This is a genomic window from Micromonospora sp. ALFpr18c (assembly GCF_008868155.1).
Lineage (GTDB): Bacteria > Actinomycetota > Actinomycetes > Mycobacteriales > Micromonosporaceae > Micromonospora.
This window is the reverse complement of sequence record NZ_WBKR01000136.1, coordinates 1-17,647: the sequence shown is the minus strand read 5'-3', so window position 1 is coordinate 17,647 and position 17,647 is coordinate 1. Positions and strand designations below refer to the sequence as shown.

Genomic DNA, 17,647 nt, shown 5'->3' with positions numbered 1-17,647 from the left:
CCTGGCGCTGCCCCCCGCTGCTCTTGCCGCCCACGTTCAGCAGGAAGGCGAAGAACAGCGCGATGGCGATGGTGATCAGCGGCAGGGCAAGCAGCAGTACGGCGTGGTGCTGGACCGCCTTCAGGAAGCTGCCGTCGTCGAGCAGCCTCCGGTAGTTGTCGAAGCCCACCCACTGGGGAGCGGACAGCCCCCGCCAGTTGGTCATCGAGATCTGGAACGCCTGCGCGTACGGCGCGATCACGAAGACCACGTACAGCGTGACCGGGGCGAACAGGAACCCGATCACGAATGGATACTTGCCGTGCCGCATGACCTCTACGCTCCGATCGATCAGCGCTTGAACTTGGTGACGGAGCTGTCCTTCTTGATCGCGTCGGCGCGCTTCTGGATCCGCTCCACGAAGGCGTCCGCGTTGATCCGGCCGAACATCAGCTCGTTGGTGGCGGTGCGCGCCTCCGTGTCGAGCTCCTTGTACCAGTTGTCGAAGAGCATGTTGAACACGTCCTTGCCGGCTGCCTTCAGCGCCGCTTGCGCGCTGGCCACACCCGGCGGGAACTGGAAGCCCTCGCTGCCGGCCGGCACGACCGTGGCGGCACCGACGGTCTCGGTGAAGCCCCGGGCGCCCGCCTTCGACAGCATCTGGCGCATGTACTCCAGGCCGCCACGCGGGTTCTTGCTCTTCGACGAGACGAAGTATCCCTCGCCACCGGCCGCCCGGATAGCGGTCGCCGGCAGCTTGTCCGACGCGGTCAGGCTGGGCACCGGCATGAGCTGATAGGTGAACCCCGCCGGCGTGTCCTTCTTCTGCTCGTTCTCCAGCCAGTCGCCGGACGGGTAGAAAGCGACCTTGCCCTGGTTCTGCCGCAGCTGCACGTCGGTGTGCTTGAGCCCCTCGAAGCTCTTGTCCGAGTACTTCGCGCCGATCTCGGCCCACGCCGCCGCGGCCTGCTTGACAGCGTCCTGCTTCCAGGCGCCGTCCTCCAGGTTGTCGATGTTCTTCAGGACGTCCGGGCCGCCGATCTTCGCGGCCTGGGTGAGGATCACGTTCCACTGGTAGTAGGCCGCGTTCGCCCCGGCGTAGCCGTACGGGGTGATGCCCTTGGCCTTGATCTGCTCGCAGAGCGCCTTGAACTGGTCGAAGGTCGTGGGCGCGGTCCAGCCGTTGTCCTTGAACAGCTTGCCGGAGTACCAGATGCCGTACACCGTCGAGACGTAGTACAGGACGAACGGCTTGCGCTGCCCGTCGGCGGTACTGAACATGCCCTGCTCGACCACGCCCGGGATGATGGTGTCGCGGACCTTCGTGCTCGGGTCGTCGACCGACGGCGCATCCCACAGCTCGGTGAGATCCTGCAGCTGACCGTCGTTGACGAGCGCACCGAAGTCGAGGAACTTCTCGCCCGAGTTGTTCACGAACTCCGGCGGGTTGCCGGACGCGAACCGCGGCTGGAGCACGGTGGAGACGGCCTGGGTGGACTGGTGCTTGATCTCCGCCTTGGGGAACGCCTTCTTGTAGAGCGGCTCGTGCACGTCGGTGGCGTACTTCTCGCCGTAGCCGCCGTTGAAGATGACCACCTCGATCGGGGCGTCCTCCTTGACGCCCAGCGGGTTCTTCTCGCTCTTGGTGCCGCCGGCGGCCTGTTCGTTGTCGTTGTCGCCGCCGCTGGTGGCGCAGGCGCTGAGCAGTCCGATGGCCGGAGTGGCGAGCATGCCCACGGCGGCGGCGCGACGCAGCACCGTGCGACGGTCGAGTGCGGCGGGGTGTTCGGGGGTAATCGACATCGTCGTCTCTCCTTGTGGAATGTCGGGTCAGGCGGTGCGCCGGAGACGCCCGGCGTACCGCGACTCGAGGGCGATGTTGTGCTCGTCCCCGCCGGGGACGTTGGCGGAGAGGTAGATAGGGGGCACCTCTCCGGCCTGGTGGAACCGTCGTACGACCTCCGCGGTCAGCAACTGCGCCAGCAGCGCCGTGGTGACCGAGGAGACCGCACAGACCGCGCCGCCGCCCTCGAGCGGCAGCAGTGCGTCGCCGTACGGCGCGCCGTTGTCCAGCACGACGTCGGCGAGGTCGGCGAGCCGTTGACCGGACGGGTGCCGTGGCGCCACCCGCGCGGTGTGCTCGACCGAGGTGACCGCGATCAACGGGTGACCGCGCTCGGTGACCAGCGCCGCCAGCTCGACCACCGAGCCGTTGATGCCGGATTGGGACGCCACCACGAACACGTCGCGCGGCTGGGGCGCCGCGAGCGCGTAGATCTGGTGGGCGATGGAGGGGTCGCGTTCCAGCTTGGGGTCGGCGAGCACGTCGCGCGGGGCGTCGCCGTGCACCACCAGGTCCCGGACCGAGAGCCGGTTGGTGGGGACCAGCCCACCGGCGCGGGCGACCAGTTCGGCGGCGAACGCCTCGGAGTGCCCGGCGCCGAACGCCTGGAGCACACCGCCGGCGCGCAGGCTGGTGGCGATCAGGTCGGCGGCGCGGGTGATCCCGTCGGCCTCGGAGTCGAGCAGCCGGTCGAGCACGGGGCGGACCGCGTCCGCGTACCCCTGGGCGCTGATCATGAGAGGGCTCCCTTCGCGGCCTTGTGCCCGTCGACGGCCTGCGCGGTACGCCGGAAGGCCGCGTGGGCGCGGTCGTGGGTGCGCTGGGCGACGGCGATGTAGAGCAGGTCGAGCACCACCAGCTGGGGGTGCCGGGCGGAGAGCGCGTCCGGCCGGAAGGTGGTCGCCTGGCTGGCGGTGACCAGCACGATGTCGGCCAGCTCGGCCAACGGCGAGCGGGGAAAGCCGGTGAGCGCGATCGTGGTGGCGCCGCGGCTGCCGGCCTCGGCCAGCATCTCGATCGTCTCCCGGGTCTGCCCGGTGTGTGAGATGCCGAGCGCCACGTCACCGGTGCGCAGCAGCGCCGCGCTGGCGAGCCCCTCGTGGATGTCGTTCCAGGCCCACGCGGCCACCCCGATGCGGTGCAGGCTGAACTGCATCTCCTCGCCGACCAGCGCGCTGCCGCTGGCACCGAAGATGTTGACCCGGGTGGCGCCGGCGATCGCCACGGCGGCCCGTTCCACCTCGGCGAGGTCGAGCAGGGCTGCGGTGTCGTGCATGGCCCGGGTGTCGGCGGCCATGATCTGGTCGAGCACCCGGGCGAGCGGGTCGCCCGGCTGGATCTCCCGTCCGATGTCGACGGTCCAGCCGGCCGAGCGGGCCCGGCCGGTCTCGGCGGCGATGCCCAGCCGCAGGTCGGCGTACCCCTCGAAGCCCATCGCCCGGCAGAACCGGGTGATGGTCGCCGGTGAGGTGCCGCTGCGCTCGGCCAGCTCGACGATGGTGGAGCGGGCGGCGGCCTCCGGGTCGCTGAGCACGTGCTCGGCGACCCGGCGCAGGGCGCCGGTCAGCTCGCCGAGACCGTTGCGGACGCGGGCCAGCACCCCGTCGGAGGCGGAGGTCCTTCGGTCGGTCACATCGGCGTCGACCACCGCGGTCCCCGCAGCGGTGTCCACCTCGTGATCAACCATGAGTCGCCTCACCTTTCCGAAAAGACTGTTAACTGTTAGTGGTAAAAGTTCTTACTGAACGGCCCTCCGTGTCAAGACTGTGGGCGAAGTTTTCAAACTGTTACCTGTCGCACAGCACGTCGGAGCCGCCAGAATTTGCCCTTCGCGAGCGCGCCGACCAGCATGAACAGGCCCACAGCCGCGCAGCGCAAGGAGGCCCGTGCCGATGTCCGACACCGTCGTGGTCGGTCTCGACGTCGGGGGTACGTCCACCCGGGCGACCGCCCTGACCCTCTCCGGTGAACGCCTCGGCACCGGTCGCGCCGGCGGTGGCAACCCCACCAGCCACGGCGCCGAACGGGCCGCCGCCGAACTGCTGAGCGCGCTCCGCGGCGCACTCGCCGACGTCGACCCGGCCCGGGTGGCCGCCGGCACCATCGGACTCGCCGGAGCCGCCCGACTGCTCGCCGACCCCGCCGGGCGCGCCGCCTTCGACCGGGCCTGGCACGACGCCGGCCTACGCTGCCCGTACGCCGTGCACGGCGACGCCCTCGTCGCGTACGCCTCCGGCACCGCCGCCCCCGACGGCACGATCCTCATCGCCGGCACCGGGGCGATCACCGCGCAGGTACACGACCTGCGGCTGGACCGCGTCGCCGACGGTCACGGCTGGCTGCTCGGCGACACCGGATCGGGCTTCTGGCTGGGCCGCGAGGCGGTGCGCCGACTCCTGGCCGACCTCGACGCCGGCCACACCCCGGGCACACTGGGCACGGCGATCCTCACCGAACTGGTGGGCAGCGCCGACATCGCCCCGCGCCCCCGCGACACCGTCGACGCCACCGTCCAGGCGGTCACCCGCCAACCCCCGATCGAGCTGGCCCGGCTCGCGCCGCTGGTGGTCACCGCGGCGACCGACGGCGAGCCGGTCGCCACCGCCCTGATCACCGAGGCCGCCGCCCACCTGGCCGAGAGCGTGGGCCGCATCCGCCCGACCGGCGCGCAGACACCTGTCGTCCTCGGCGGCGGCCTGCTCACCGCCGACACCCCGCTGGCCACCGCCGTCCGCGCCGAGCTCGGCCGCCGCTGGCCGGACGCACCCCTGCGCACCGCCGGCGACGGGGCCGCCGCCGCAGCCTGGCTCGCCGCCCGCGACCTGCCCGAGGTAACCGACCCGAGCGCCCTACACGCCCACCTCTTCCCCACCCCGTAACCCACCGCCCCGCACCCCGGTCCAGGCCAGGCCGGGCCGCGCCAGGCCGCGCCAGGCCGCGCCAGGTCATGATCGTGCTCGAACCAGGATGTAGTGGCCTCACGCCGCGGCAAGGGGACTACATCCAGGATCGAGCACGATCAAGGCGCTGGCCGCCGCTCCACACCCGCCTCGACGCGCCCCGGAGCGCCGGAACCGCTCCAACCCATCGCAGCAGGGCCAAGGTCCGCGCAACATCCCCGAAACTGCTGCCTCAGCACGCGCCGAGGCAGCAGTTTCACCGAAGTTGCGCGGATCTTGGGCGGGCCAGCGGCAGGCCAGCGGCAGGCCAGCGGCGGGCCGGGGTCGGGGCCAGGTCGGGCCGGAGTCGAGGCCGGGTCGGGCCGGGGTCGAAGCCGGGCAGCGGTCGGGGCCAGGTCGAGGACGGGCCAGGCCGGTCAAGGCCGGCGTGGGAGGGTTGAGGATCGGGACCGATCGAGGGTGCGGGTGTGGTGATCGGTATCAGTCAGATGGCAGGGGCGCTACTTGAGCTGGCCGGCGGTCAGGCCGGCCTGGACCTGACGCTGGAAGGCCACGTAGATCGCGAGCACCGGCAGCACCGCGATGCTCAACCCGGCGAAGAGCCGTGCGTAGTCACCGGCGTAGCCCTGGCTGACCGACAGCGCGAACAGCCCTTGGGCGAGCATCCACTTGGACTCGTCGCCCTGCAACAACACCTGCGGCAACAGGAACTGGTTCCAGTGGCTGAGGAAGTTGAAGATCGCCACGCTGATCATTCCCGGTCGCGCCATCGGCAGCATCACCCGGAAGAACAACCGGAAGTGACCGCAGCCGTCGACCAGCGCGGCTTCTGCCACCGAGGTCGGCAGGGTCCGGAAGAACGCGGTCAGGAAGAACACCGTGAACGGCAGCGAGTAGGCCGCGTACACCAGGATCAGCCCGAGCCAGGTGTTGAACAGGCCGGCGTTGCGGACCACGAAGAAGAGCGGCACCAGGGCGAGGAACACCGGGAACATCAGTCCGCCCACGAACAGGTAGTAGACGAACTGCCGGCCGCGGAACTCGTACCGGGCGAACACGTACGCGGCGGTGGCGCCCATCAGCATGGTGAGGCTGACCGAGCCGGTGACCACGACAAGGCTGTTGAGGAAGTACCGGCCGATGTGCGCGCCCGTCCAGGCCCGCGCCCAGTTGTCCAGGTGCAGCGCCCCGGGCAGCCCCCACGGGTCGGCCAGGATCTCGCCGTTGGTCTTGAACGAGCTGATGAACATCCACAGCAGCGGCAGGACGGTGAGCAGGCCCCAGATCAGCAGGAAGCCGTGCGAGAGGGCGTTGGCGACGCCGAGGTCCCGTCGGACGGGGCGATCCCGGCCGGCGGCCGGTGTCGGCGGGGTCACGGCGGGGGCGGGGTTGTCCAGTGTGGTCACGAGTACTCGATCCGTTCGCGCCGGCCGACCCGCAGTGACAGCACGGCCACCGAGAGGGTCAGGAAGAACATCACCACGCCGATCGCCGAGGCGTAGCCGAACTTGGTCTCGCTGCCGAAGGCGGTGTCGTACATGCGGACGCCGATCACGTCGGTGGAGAAGTTCGGGCCACCGTTGGTCATCAGCTGCACGAGGATGAACCCGTCCAGGGCGAAGATGGCCAGGTAGACCCAGGCGACCTGGACGGTGTCCCAGAGCAGCGGCAGGGTGACCCGGCGCAGGGTGGTGAAGCGGGACGCGCCGTCGAGCAGCACCGCCTCGTAGATCTCCTTCGGTACGGCCGACATCGCGGCACCGAAGAGCACCACGTAGAAGCCGACGTTGCTCCACACCATCACCGCGAGTACGCACCAGAAGGCGGTCGCCGGGTCACCGAGCCAGGTCGGTGAGGGCAGGCCGACGGCGTGTACGGCGCTGGTGAGCAGCCCCTTGTTGGGGTGGTAGACCTCCTTCCAGAGCAGCGCGATGATCACCACGGAGAGCACCTGCGGGAAGAAGTACACGGTGCGGTAGAGCGCGCCGCCGCGTACCCCGGTGACTCCGGCTCGGCCCTTGCGCCCGCCCATGGCGAGCATGGTGGCGAAGAACAGCCCGAGCACGATGGTCAGTACGGGCACCAGGGCGAGCAGGATTGCGTTGTTCTTCAGCGCGTTCCAGACGTAGTCGTCGTGCCACAGGGTCGTGAAGTTCGCCAGGCCGACCGGGTTGGCGTCGGCGGAGTAGCCGAGCCAGTCGGTGGTGGAGATCTGGAACGCCTGCAGGTACGGCGAGACGACGAAGAACACGTACAGCAGGACCGGCGGCACCAGGAACGTGACGATCAGCGGCCACTTGCCATGTCTCACGAGATGGACCTCTTCCGTTGGGTGCGGCCGGTGGGGGGTGGGGTCCGCCCCCACCGGCCGGGCGGGTCAGGCCGCTCGCTTGTACTTCTTGATCGAGCTGTCCTGGGCGATCGAGTCGGCGCCCTTCTGGCACTGGTCGAGGAACTCCGCGGGGCCGATGCGGCCGCTGAAGAACTCGCCGCACGCGGCGTCGACGAGGTTGCGCTCCAGCTTGCGGTAGTAGTTGTTGTAGACCCAGTTGAAGCCGTTGGCGCCGGACGCGTCGAGGGCCTTGACCACGGTGTTCAGCCCGTACGGCAGCTCGACGCCCTCGCTGGCGCCGGCGACCACGGTGAGGCTGGCGACCTTGCGGGTGAAGTCCTGCGCGCCCTTCTTGGACAGCATGGTGCGGAAGTACTCCAGGCCGCCGGCGAGGTTGCGCGCCTTGGCGGGCACCATGAACGGCTCGCCGGCGGTGCCGCGGATCGCCTCGAACGGCAGTTTGTCGCCGCTGCCGAGGCTCGGCGTGGGCGCGATGGTCATGTTGAATCCGGCCGGGGTGACGTCCTTCTGCTCGCTCTCCAACCAGGAGCCGCAGGAGATGAACGCGGCCTTGCCCTGGCACCAGGCGGTCTGCGACTGCTTGTGGTCCAGGCCGGACGAGCCGTCGAGGATGTACTTGTCCTTGACGATCTGGTGCCACGCGTCGGCGGCGGTCCGCATCGAGTCGGACTTCCAGGCGTTCGGCTCCAGGTTGTCGATGGCGGTGGCCACCGACGGGCCGCCGAGCTTGATCGCGGTGGCGATCAGCGGCCAGCTCATGTAGCGCGGGTGCAGGCCGGCGTACGTCCACGGGGCGATGCCGGCGGCCTTGATCTGCTTGCAGAGGGCGATGTGCTCGTCCCAGGTCTTGGCGTACGTCCAGCCGCGGTCGGCGAAGAGCTTGCTGGAGTACCAGATGCCGTACGCGGTGTAGGTGTAGTTGAGCACCAGGAACTTGCCGTCGTACGACCCGACCTCGACGGCGCCGGGCAGCAGCGTGTCGCGGACGGTCTTGCCGGGGACGTCGAGGCTCGGCGCGGCGAGCAGTTCGTCGAGGCCGGCGATGGCGTTCTGGCTGACCAGGCCGTTGAAGTCGATCTGGCCGGCGCCGGAGTTGTTGACCACGTCCGGTGGGGTGCCGTCGACGAAGCGCGGCTGGAGGGTCTTGCTGATCTCCTGGGTGGAGGAGTGCTTGATCTTCGCCTTCGGGTACTTCTCGGTGTACATGGCCTCGTGGGCCTTGGCGTACTCCTCACCGAACCCGCCGCCGAAGATCACCACCTCGAGCGGGGCGTCCTCCTTGACGCCGAGCGGGTTATCGGCACTCTTGGTGCCCTGGTAGGTCTCGGCATCGTTCTTGTCGCCGCCACCGCCGGTGGCGCAGCCGGTCAGCAGACCGGCGGCGGGGGTGGCCAGTAGGCCGGCAGCGGCACTGCGCCGCAGGATGTCGCGCCTGTTCATCAGGTCTCCTCGGGTCGGGTCGGGCGGGTCGCCGGTGCTTGGGGGAAGGCGTCCGCCGCGCGAGGTTCGTTGGTTCTCTTCAGTTCAGATGATGTTGCTGAAGAATTTCTACGACAGCCGGGCTCGGACTTCAAGTCCTGACGGTCGAACCGTTATCGCCACCGGCCATCGACCGGTCGCCTAGCCTGGGGCGATGCGCCGCCTGCGCCAGCTCGCCGAGCGCACCCCGGCCAGCCGGGAACGGTACGTCGACCTGCTCCGCGCGCTCGCCATCGTCATGGTCGTTCTCGGACACTGGGGCGTCACGGTGATCGTGCGCGACGCCGCCGGTCGTCCCACCGGGCACTCCGCTCTCGGCGAGCTGCGCTGGGCGTACCCCCTCACCTGGATCGCCCAGGTGATGCCGGTGTTCTTCCTGGTCGGCGGCTACGCCAACGCGATCTCACTGACCCGGCTGCGCGCCCGGGGCGGTGACGCGGCCGGCTGGCTGCTCGACCGCAGCGCCCGGCTGGTCCGCCCCACCAGCGCCCTGCTGCTGGTGCTGACCGCCGCCGCGGCGGTGGCCCGGCTGCTCGGCGCCGACCCGACCCAGGTCCGGCAGGTGGTCTGGTTCGCCACCATCCCGCTCTGGTTCCTCGTCGCCTACCTGGCGGTGGTCGTGCTCACCGGACCGATGTACGCGCTGCACCGCCGCTTCGGCCTGGCCGTCCCCCTCGCCCTGGTCGCGCTCGTCGGCCTCGGAGACCTCGGCCGGCTCACCGGCCCGGTGCAGCTGAGCTGGGGCAACTACCTGTTCGGCTGGCTGGCCGTACACCAGCTCGGCTTCGCCTGGCACGACGCCCGCGCCGCGCCGCCGCCCGGCCCTGGGATGACCGCGCCACCGCAGGCGGCGACCGACGCCGCCGGTCAGGCCGCGCCGCGGCCCGCCGGTCGGACCGCGCCGCCCAAGGCTCAGGCCGACGCCGGTCGGGCCGCGCCACCGCAGGCGGAGGCCGACGCCGCCGGGCCGTCGACGCCCGACCGTGCGGGGGTACGCCGGCACCCGCTGCCCACCTCCCGTCGTGCGGGCCTGGTGTTCCTGGCCGTCGGGCTGGCCGCCGCGCTGCTGCTCACCGGGCCCGGCCCCTGGCCGGTCGCCATGCTCAACGTGCCCGGCGAACGACTGGACAACGCCAGCCCACCCAGCCTCGCGCTGCTGGCCGTCGCCGCCGCCCAGCTCGGCCTGGTCCTGCTGCTGCGCGACCCGGTGGAGCGCCTGCTGGGCCGCACCGGCGCGTGGTCGCTGGTGATCGGCGTCAACCTCGTGGTGCTGACGGTCTTCCTCTGGCACCTGAGCGCCGCGATCCTGCTGATCGGGCTGCTCGACGCCACCGGGACGCTGCCCACCCCGGAGGTCGGTTCGGGCGCCTGGTGGGCGTGGCGGGTGCCCTGGCTGCTGCTGCTCGCGGTGATCCTGGCGGTGCTCGTCGCGATCTTTGGACCGGTGGAGGCCCGCAGCGCCCGGCACCGCACCGGCGTCGGGCCGGCCGGGGCACCGCGACGCGGGCGGCGCTGACCGTAGCCGGGTACGCCGCCGTCGTGGCCGGGCTGCTGATCAACAGCGCGACGGCGGCCGATGCCCCGGAGCCGCTCGGCACACCCGCCCCGGCGCTGCTGGCGTACCTGGCCGGGGCGGGTGTGCTGCGACTGCTCAGGTCTGGGTGGGGAACCCGAGGTTGACGCCGCCGTGCCGCGGGTCCAGCCACCGGCTGGTGACGACCTTGCCCCGGGTGAAGAACCGCACCCCGTCCTCGCCGTGCGCGTGCAGATCACCGAAGAGCGACGACTTCCAGCCGCCGAACGAGTGGTACGCCATCGGCACCGGGATCGGCACGTTGATCCCGACCATGCCCACCTCCACCTCGTGCTGGTAGCGCCGGGCGGCACCGCCGTCGTTGGTGAAGATGGCCGTGCCGTTGCCGTACGGGCTCGCGTTGACCAGTTCCACCGCCTCGTCGTACGAGCCGACCCGGACCACGCCCAGCACCGGCCCGAAGATCTCGTCGGTGTAGATCGACATGTCCGGGGTCACCCGGTCGAACAGCGTCGGGCCGAGCCAGAAGCCGTCCGGGTCGCCATCCGGCGTCACGTTCCGCCCGTCCACGACCGGCACCGCGCCGGCGGCCACCCCGGCGGCCACGTAGGACCGCACCCGCTCCGCGTGCGCGGCGGTGACCAGCGGACCCATGTCGCAGCCCCGCCGGCCGTCACCGGTGCGCAGCCCGGCCAACCGTTCGGCGATCCGCTCGACCAGCGCGTCCGCCACCGGCTCCACGGCCACCAGCACCGAGATGGCCATGCACCGCTCCCCCGCCGAGCCGAACCCCGCGTTGACCGCCGCGTCGGCGGCCAGATCCAGGTCGGCGTCCGGGAGCACCACCATGTGGTTCTTCGCCCCACCGAGCGCCTGCACCCGCTTGCCGGCGGTGGTGCCCCGCTGGTAGACGTACCGGGCGATCGGGGTGGAGCCGACGAACGACACCGCGCGCACCTCCGGGTGCTCCAGCAGCGCGTCGACGGCCTCGGAGTCGCCGTTGACCACGTTGAGCAGCCCGTCGGGCAGGCCCGCCTCGGCGAACCACTCCGCCAGCAGCAGCGCCGCGCTCGGGTCCTTCTCGCTCGGCTTGAGCACCACCGCGTTTGCCGCAGGCCACCGCCACCGGCACGAACCACAGCGGCACCATCACCGGGAAGTTGAACGGGGAGATCACCGCGACCACGCCGAGCGGCTGCCGCAGGGTGTACGAGTCGACCTCGGTGGACACGTTCTCGCTGAACGCGCCGCGCAGCGCCGACGGCAGGCCGCACGCGTACTCGATCACCTCCAGGCCACGCTGCACCTCGCCGGCGGCGTCGGCGAGCACCTTGCCGTGCTCGGCGGTGATCACCTCGGCGAGCCGGTCCCGCCGGGCGTGCACCAACTCCCGGAACGCGAACAGCACCGCCGACCGCCGCGCCAGCGACGCGTCCCGCCAGGACCGCGCCGCGCGGACCGCGGCCTGCACCGCGACGTCCACGTCCGCGGCCGAGGCCAGCTCGACCTCGGCGGTACGCCGACCGGTCGCCGGATCGAACACGTCGCCGCGCCGCTCGGACGTGCCGCCGACCCGCTTGCCGTCGACGAAGTGACCGATGCTCATGCCGCCACCCCCGCAGCCGACCGGATCGCGTCGACGAGGATCGCCAGGCCCTCCCGGGCCTCCTCCTCGGTCAGCGTCAACGGTGGACCCATCCGCAGCACGTTGCCGTAGAGACCGCCCTTGCCGGCCAGCAGGCCACCGTCGCGCGCGGCTTCGAAGACCTGGTTGGTCAGCGCCGGGTCCGGCTCACCGGTGCCCGGCCGGACGAACTCGACGCCGAGCATCAGCCCCTTTCCGCGTACCTCGGCGACGCAGTCGAGGCCGCCCACCGCGGACCGCAGGCCGTCGGCGAGGATCGCGCCGACGCGGGCCGCGTTCGCCTGGAGGTCGTGCTCGACGAGGTAGTCGAGCACCGCGTTGCCGGCCGCCGTGGAGATCGGGTTGCCGCCGAACGTGGAGAAGCTGATCGCCGGCACCGCCTGGAGCACCTCGGCGCGGCCGACCACCCCGGCGAGGGCGAACCCGTTGCCGATGCCCTTGGCGAAGGTGAGCAGGTCCGGCGTGACGCCGTGCGCCTGGTAACCCCAGAAGTGCTCCCCGGTACGCCCCCAGCCGGTCTGCACCTCGTCGGCGATGAACAGGATGCCGTGCTCGTCGAGCACCTTCTTCCACCCGGCGAAGAGCCCGTCCGGCGGGTGCACGAACCCACCGACGCCCTGGATCGGCTCGGCGATCAGCGCGGCCACGGCACCGGCGGTCTGGGTGGCCAGCACCTCCCGCAGATCCTCCACCGCCGCGTCGACCTGCTCCTCGGCGCTGAGCCGCGCGAGCAGGCCACGCACGCGGTCCCCGGAGTGCAACCACGCCACCTGTAACGGGTTGAGCCCGCTCGCCGACCAGTTGCGGTTGCCGGTGACGCCCATCGCCGCGTACGACCGGCCGTGGTAGCTGTTGCGCACCGCCAGAACCTGGTGCGAGCGGCGGTGGTTGGTGGCGACCAGCAGCGCCGCCTCGTTCGCCTCGGTGCCGGAGTTGGTGAAGAAGACCCGGGCATCCGGAATGCCGGAGCGCTGGGCGATCTTCTCGGCCAGCTCCACCTGGTGGCGGATCAGGTAGAGCGTCGAGGTGTGCGCGATGCCGGTGGCGAGCTGCCGCTCGACGGCCTCCCGGATCTCCGGGATGTCGTACCCGATCATGTTGGTCAGCACGCCGCCGAAGAAGTCCAGGTAGCTGCGACCCTGCGCGTCGGTGACCCGGCGGCCGGAGCCGGAGACCAGCTCGATCGGCTCGTCGTAGTACAACGGCATCCAGGACGGGAGCACGGCCCGGTGCCGGGCCAGCAGGTCGTCGGTCATCGTGGCAACCCTTCAGCGGCGTTCGTGGATACCGCACGCTCCCACCGCCGGCCGATGCGAACAACTGTCAGCGTGTAGCGCAAGGACATCGCAACCTGACAGCACGTCAACGGTTTCCGAGGCACCGATCATGGTTGACCGCTGTTTACCGCAGCACCTACGAGCCACTCCCACTCGATCCGTAGTCTGACGGATCACGCTGACCGCCCAGACCACGGCCGTCACCAGCAGGACGGCGCTCCACGTCATGGTCTACCCGCTCCGCTCTGTGGGACCGTCAGTCCCGCAAGGTCGCGGCGCTCGCACAGAGGTCGAACACGCGGGTGAGCCGATCGATCTCGCCGTGCGCGGTCATGCGGGCCTCCCAACAGCTCGACCCGTCCCAGAGCGTCAGATTGACGTGGAACTGCGCACCGACCACACCGAGCGGCAACAGGCCCACCCGCACTCCGGCCTCGCGCCGCCGTTCCACCAGCGCGGACAGCTCGTCAGTCAGTGTGGCGTAGACGAAGACCCGGGTGCGGCGGCCGGTAGCATCCGGCAGGTGCAGAGAACGGACGCGGCCCTCTCCACCGGGACGATCGACGAGCGGATCGCGGCGGAGGTTCGGGCCTGGATCTGCTCCGCACCGCTCCGCGGCCTGGTCCGGCAGTTCGGCGGTAGCTGGCCCGACGGCGACCTCACCGAGGTGCTCCGCTTTCTGGACGACTTCTCCGCCCGGCACTGGGACTTCCGGGGCGGTCGGGAACGGCCCGAGGCCCGCGAGCCCGACCTCGACCCGGCCACCGCGGAACTGGTGCTCGCCTCGGCGTCCGCGCTCGGGCTGATCCACCCGGTGCCGCCGACCCGAGGCGCGTACGCCCACCTGGTGGTGCTCGGCGGCCTGGCGCACGCCTGCGTACGCCGCGTCGCCTACGCCGCGCACCTGCTGCGTACCGGGCTCGCGGTGAGTGGCGAGGTGGCCGTGCTGGGCAGCTTCCGGCCGTTGTCCGACTGGGAACGCCGGACGCTGGCCGACGCGGGCCTGCCGGCCGACGAGACCGAGGTGGACGTGCTGGACACGGCCGTCCGGCGGGTGTTCGGGGTGGCCGCCCCGGCGGAGCGGGACGGCGTCGACGCCGGCCACCCGCACCACTCCTGGTCGTCGCGGACCTACCGACCGGACGGGCTGCCGCCGGTGCGGGTGCTCGCCGCGCCGTCCAGCGAACCGGACCGGCGGCGCGCGCACACCGCCGACACGCAACGGTTCTGGGCCGGGCACGCGCAGCTCGCCCGCGGCGACGAGGTGCTGATGGTCACCGCGCCGATCTACGTGCCGTTCCAGCACTGCGACGCGCTGCGGACCCTGGCCGTGCCGTACGGCTGCGGCATCGACACGATCGGGGTGGACCCGACGCTGGCCGACCTGGCGGTGCTGCCCGAGCAGACCCTCACGCCCGGGCGCTACCTCCAGGAGATCCGTTCGGCGATCCGCGCGATGCGCGCCCTGCACGACCTCCGCTGAACCGGGGCCACCCGGCAGTGTCGGCGACGGCCCAGCTCAGCCTGCCGTGTCGCCGCGCCCAGCTCAGCCGGCGGTGTCGGCGACGGCCTGGGCGAAGACCTCGGAGCGGTGCTCGAAGTTACGGAACCGGCCGTAGCTGGGCGCGGCCGGGGACAGCAGCACCACCCCGCCGGCCGGCGTCACCTCCCGGGACAACCGGACCGCGTCCTCAAGGTCGTCGACCAGCTCGGTACGGACCTTGGGCAGTCCGGCGAGCGCCTCGACGATGCGGGCGCCGCTGTCCGGGATGCCGATCACGGTCAACTCGCGCTCCGCGAGGTGCTCGGCAAGCGGCGTGTAGTCCAGCCCCCGGTCGGTGCCGCCGACGATCACGGTCAACGGCCGCCCGTCGTACGCGTCGATGGCGTGCATGGCCGCGTACGGGCTGGTGGCCAGGGTGTCGTCGACGAAGGTCAACCCGGACGGGTCGGTGATCTCGGTGAGCCGGTGGGCCAGCCCCTGGAACTCGGCGACCGCGATGGCGAGGCTGTCCTTCTCGGCCACCACGTCGATGCCGAGCGCGTCGAGCACGGCGAGGGCGACGCACAGGTTGCCCTCGTTGTGCCGGCCCACCAGCGGCAGGACGGCACGCGGGAACAGCGGCTGGTCGCCGAGGTGGAACCAGGGCGTGCCGTCCGTACCGGTGGCGACGTGGGTGGTGTCGGGGCGGCCGGCACGCACCGCCGGCAGGTCCCCCAGTTCGGCGCCGAGCCGGGGGTCCGCGCCGTTCACCACGATCGTCTGCGGGTCGTGGGCGAGCAGGTTGAGCTTGTCCCGGTAGTACTCCCGTTCCCCGCCGTGCGCATCCAGGTGCTCGGGGAAGAGCGCGGTGACCACCGCCACCCGGGGCGAGTCGGTGAGGTCGCTGCACTGGTAGCTGGACAGCTCCAGCACGTACAGCTCCGCCTCCGGCAGGTCGAGGGTGGGCACGCCGATGTTGCCGCCGAAGACGTTCGGTCGGCCCGTCGCGGTGAGCAGGTGGCTGATCAGGCTGGAGGTGGTGCTCTTGCCCTTGCTGCCGGTCACCCCGACGGTGCGGGCGGCGTGGTCGGCCATCCACAGCGCCGTGCCCTGGGTGACCGGCACGCCGCGTCGACGCAGCTCGACCATCCACGGGTGGGTCTGCGGCACGCCCGGCGAGCGGACCACCACGTCGGCGGCGGCCAGCCGCTCGAAGCCCGCCTCACCGGTGATCAGCGGCGCCGCCTCGGCCAGCGGGCCGTCCCAGGGCAGCGACAGGAAGTTGGCGCTGTCGTCGACGGCGACCAGCTCGGCGGGGCCGTGCGCGGCGATCGCGGTCACAGCGGCCCGGCCCTCCCGGCCGGTCCCCCAGACAGCGACGGTACGTCCGCGCAGGTCAGACAGGCGCACGGGGCTCTCCTCGAAGATCACGGCGGCGGCGGGGCGGGCCCGGTCCGGACACGGCCGGACGAACCAGGGCCTAGTATGGCGTGTGCCCAACGAGCAGCTCCGGCGGATGGACGCCTTCACGTTCCCGTCCTACTCGATCGACTTCGCCACCGGCGAGGTGTTGTTCGACTACGCCCTGACCGGCCCGGCCGGTGAGCAGCGGTTCACCGAGGTGATCACCCTCCCGCTGCCGGCGGAGCCACCGTCGGACGAGACGGTGGCGACCGTCAACCGGGTGCTGGAGGTGCTGCACCTGGTCGCCGGGGTCAGCTACTACAAGGCCGCCGCGCCTCCCCGACTGGTGCTGCCGGCACCGCTGGGCGCGGCCACCGTCGACTACGTCACGGCCATCTACACCAAGGGCCTCGCGGAGTACGCGTACCGCAACCAGCTGCCGCACGTGCTCCAGCTGCGCCCGGAGGTGCCGGCCGGTTCGCCGGAGCCGCCACGGGTGTACGACGACTCCGGCCGCCGCCCCCTCTCCGCGGTCGGCGGCGGCAAGGACTCGATCGTGAGCCTGGAGGCGCTGCGCCGCGCCGAGCTGGACCCGGTGCCGTTCTCGGTCAACCCGAACCACGTGATCGTCGCGGTGAACGAGGCGTCCGGGCTGACCCCGCTGGCCGCGCGGCGGCGCATCGACCCGGTGCTGTTCGACCTGAACGCGTCCGGTGCGCTGAACGGGCACATCCCGGTGACCGCGATCAACTCGCTGATCGCGGTGGCCACGGCCGTGCTGCACGGGCTCGGTCCGGTGGTGATGTCCAACGAGCGTTCGGCGTCCGACCCGAACCTGGTCTGGGACGGACACGAGATCAACCACCAGTGGTCCAAGGGCGTCGAGGCCGAGGGGCTGCTGCGGGCGTCGCTGGCCGAGCACGCCGGCCTGACCGAACCGTACTTCTCGCTGCTGCGCTCGCTGTCCGAGCTGCACATCGCCCGGCTGTTCGCCGAGTTCACCCGGTACGACGACGTGGTGACCAGCTGCAACCAGGCGTTCAAGCTGCGGGACGCGAGTGAGCGCTGGTGCCGTGACTGCCCGAAGTGCCGGTTCGTCTTCCTTGCCATGGCGCCGTTCATGGCGCGCGAGCGCGTGACCCACATCTTCGGCGGTGACCTGCTGGCCGACAAGTCGCAGATCCCCGGCTACCGCGAACTGCTCGGCGTGGACGGGCACAAGCCGTTCGAGTGCGTGGGCGAGGTCGAGGAGTCGGTGGTGGCCCTCGGCCTGCTCGCCGAACAGGACCAGTGGCGCGACGCCCCGGTGATCCAAGCGCTGGTGGAGGCGGTGCCGGCGACGGCCTGGTCCGCGGTGGCCAGCTCGGACGTCTTCACCCCCGGCGGCCCCAATCACATCCCGGAAACCTACGCAAAAGCGCTGAACACCCTCATCTGACACTCTCGCTCGCCCTGGGTGTGGGTCGCTGCTCCTTTGGAGCTGTTGTCGTAAACGAATCGAAGCGTGGTTGACCCAAGCCACGCCCGAAGCAGGCCGGGCCGAGCCGAGCCGAGCTGAGCCGGGCTGAGCCGAGCTGAGCCGGGCTGAGCCGAGCCGAGCCGAGCCGGGCGATTAAGCCCACGGCATCAACTCGACAGCGTGCCTGAGTGGCCCCGACGCCAGGCGACCTCGTCCGCGTCGATCATGGAGTTGTGGTGGGCGCAACAGACCGTTTCGCGACTTTTGTGGGGCACCACAACTCCATGATCG

At 71.3% G+C, this 17,647-nt stretch carries 14 protein-coding genes and 2 pseudogenes; 5 read left to right on the top strand and 11 right to left on the bottom strand.

The features are described from left to right. The 4 genes and pseudogenes from F8271_RS21745 to F8271_RS21730 form a co-directional block, all read right to left on the bottom strand. Positions 1–310, bottom strand: a pseudogene (locus tag F8271_RS21745) (sugar ABC transporter permease); the annotation flags it as partial. Positions 311–330: 20 nt separating this feature from the next. Beyond that, on the bottom strand, positions 331–1,782 hold the full coding sequence (gene ngcE, locus F8271_RS21740; protein ID WP_151491672.1) for an N-acetylglucosamine/diacetylchitobiose ABC transporter substrate-binding protein: 1,452 nt from the start codon (positions 1,780–1,782) through the stop codon (positions 331–333). Between the two features lie 27 nt (positions 1,783–1,809). Further along, positions 1,810–2,559: a sugar isomerase domain-containing protein gene (locus tag F8271_RS21735; protein ID WP_151491671.1), complete on the bottom strand. Its 750-nt coding sequence runs from the start codon at positions 2,557–2,559 to the stop codon at positions 1,810–1,812. Further along, entirely contained in the window at positions 2,556–3,509 is a 954-nt protein-coding gene (locus F8271_RS21730; protein ID WP_151491670.1) for a MurR/RpiR family transcriptional regulator, read from the bottom strand. The genes F8271_RS21735 and F8271_RS21730 overlap by 4 nt, the downstream gene beginning before the upstream one ends. A 205-nt stretch (positions 3,510–3,714) precedes the next feature. On the opposite strand from F8271_RS21730, the gene F8271_RS21725 reads away from it, so the two are divergent. Then, the gene (locus F8271_RS21725) at positions 3,715–4,701 is read left to right on the top strand and encodes an N-acetylglucosamine kinase (RefSeq protein WP_151491669.1); all 987 of its coding nucleotides are present in this window, start codon (positions 3,715–3,717) and stop codon (positions 4,699–4,701) included. A gap of 521 nt (positions 4,702–5,222) precedes the next feature. On the opposite strand, the gene F8271_RS21720 is transcribed toward F8271_RS21725, so the two are convergent. The 3 genes from F8271_RS21720 to ngcE (F8271_RS21710) form a co-directional block, all read right to left on the bottom strand. Next, positions 5,223–6,128, bottom strand: coding sequence for a carbohydrate ABC transporter permease (locus F8271_RS21720; RefSeq protein ID WP_192580394.1), 906 nt, complete (start codon positions 6,126–6,128; stop codon positions 5,223–5,225). Further along, a complete protein-coding gene (locus F8271_RS21715) occupies positions 6,125–7,033 on the bottom strand; it encodes a carbohydrate ABC transporter permease (RefSeq protein WP_151491668.1) in 909 nt (302 codons plus the stop codon). The genes F8271_RS21720 and F8271_RS21715 overlap by 4 nt, the downstream gene beginning before the upstream one ends. A gap of 66 nt (positions 7,034–7,099) precedes the next feature. Then, complete coding sequence (gene ngcE, locus F8271_RS21710) at positions 7,100–8,515, bottom strand: N-acetylglucosamine/diacetylchitobiose ABC transporter substrate-binding protein (RefSeq protein ID WP_151491667.1); 1,416 nt, start codon at positions 8,513–8,515, stop codon at positions 7,100–7,102. 193 nt (positions 8,516–8,708) lie between these two features. Here ngcE (F8271_RS21710) and F8271_RS21705 point away from each other — a divergent pair, with 193 nt between their 5' ends. After that, positions 8,709–10,070, top strand: coding sequence for an acyltransferase (locus F8271_RS21705; RefSeq protein ID WP_225854676.1), 1,362 nt, complete (start codon positions 8,709–8,711; stop codon positions 10,068–10,070). Between the two features lie 23 nt (positions 10,071–10,093). Beyond that, on the top strand, positions 10,094–10,234 hold the full coding sequence (locus F8271_RS33300; RefSeq protein WP_225854675.1) for a hypothetical protein: 141 nt from the start codon (positions 10,094–10,096) through the stop codon (positions 10,232–10,234). Here the strand turns inward: F8271_RS33300 and F8271_RS21700 are convergent. The 3 genes and pseudogenes from F8271_RS21700 to F8271_RS21690 form a co-directional block, all read right to left on the bottom strand. Then, positions 10,206–11,694 (bottom strand): annotated as a pseudogene (locus F8271_RS21700) (CoA-acylating methylmalonate-semialdehyde dehydrogenase). The gene F8271_RS33300 and the pseudogene F8271_RS21700 overlap by 29 nt on opposite strands. Beyond that, positions 11,691–12,989 carry an aspartate aminotransferase family protein gene (locus tag F8271_RS21695; RefSeq protein ID WP_151491666.1) on the bottom strand — a complete coding sequence of 433 codons (1,299 nt, stop codon included), beginning with the start codon at positions 12,987–12,989 and terminating at the stop codon, positions 11,691–11,693. Before F8271_RS21695 ends, F8271_RS21700 begins: the two are co-directional and overlap by 4 nt. Before the next feature lie 277 nt (positions 12,990–13,266). Beyond that, complete coding sequence (locus F8271_RS21690; protein WP_151491665.1) at positions 13,267–13,461, bottom strand: hypothetical protein; 195 nt, start codon at positions 13,459–13,461, stop codon at positions 13,267–13,269. A gap of 72 nt (positions 13,462–13,533) precedes the next feature. Here F8271_RS21690 and F8271_RS21685 point away from each other — a divergent pair, with 72 nt between their 5' ends. Further along, positions 13,534–14,493, top strand: coding sequence for a hypothetical protein (locus tag F8271_RS21685; RefSeq protein ID WP_151491664.1), 960 nt, complete (start codon positions 13,534–13,536; stop codon positions 14,491–14,493). A gap of 63 nt (positions 14,494–14,556) precedes the next feature. Here F8271_RS21685 and murD read toward each other — a convergent pair whose 3' ends face one another. Then, the gene (gene murD / locus F8271_RS21680; protein WP_151491663.1) at positions 14,557–15,903 is read right to left on the bottom strand and encodes a UDP-N-acetylmuramoyl-L-alanine--D-glutamate ligase; all 1,347 of its coding nucleotides are present in this window, start codon (positions 15,901–15,903) and stop codon (positions 14,557–14,559) included. A gap of 82 nt (positions 15,904–15,985) precedes the next feature. Between murD and F8271_RS21675 the strand changes: the two genes are divergently transcribed. Next, positions 15,986–17,335, top strand: coding sequence for a hypothetical protein (locus F8271_RS21675; RefSeq protein ID WP_151491662.1), 1,350 nt, complete (start codon positions 15,986–15,988; stop codon positions 17,333–17,335). Positions 17,336–17,647 lie beyond the last annotated feature (312 nt).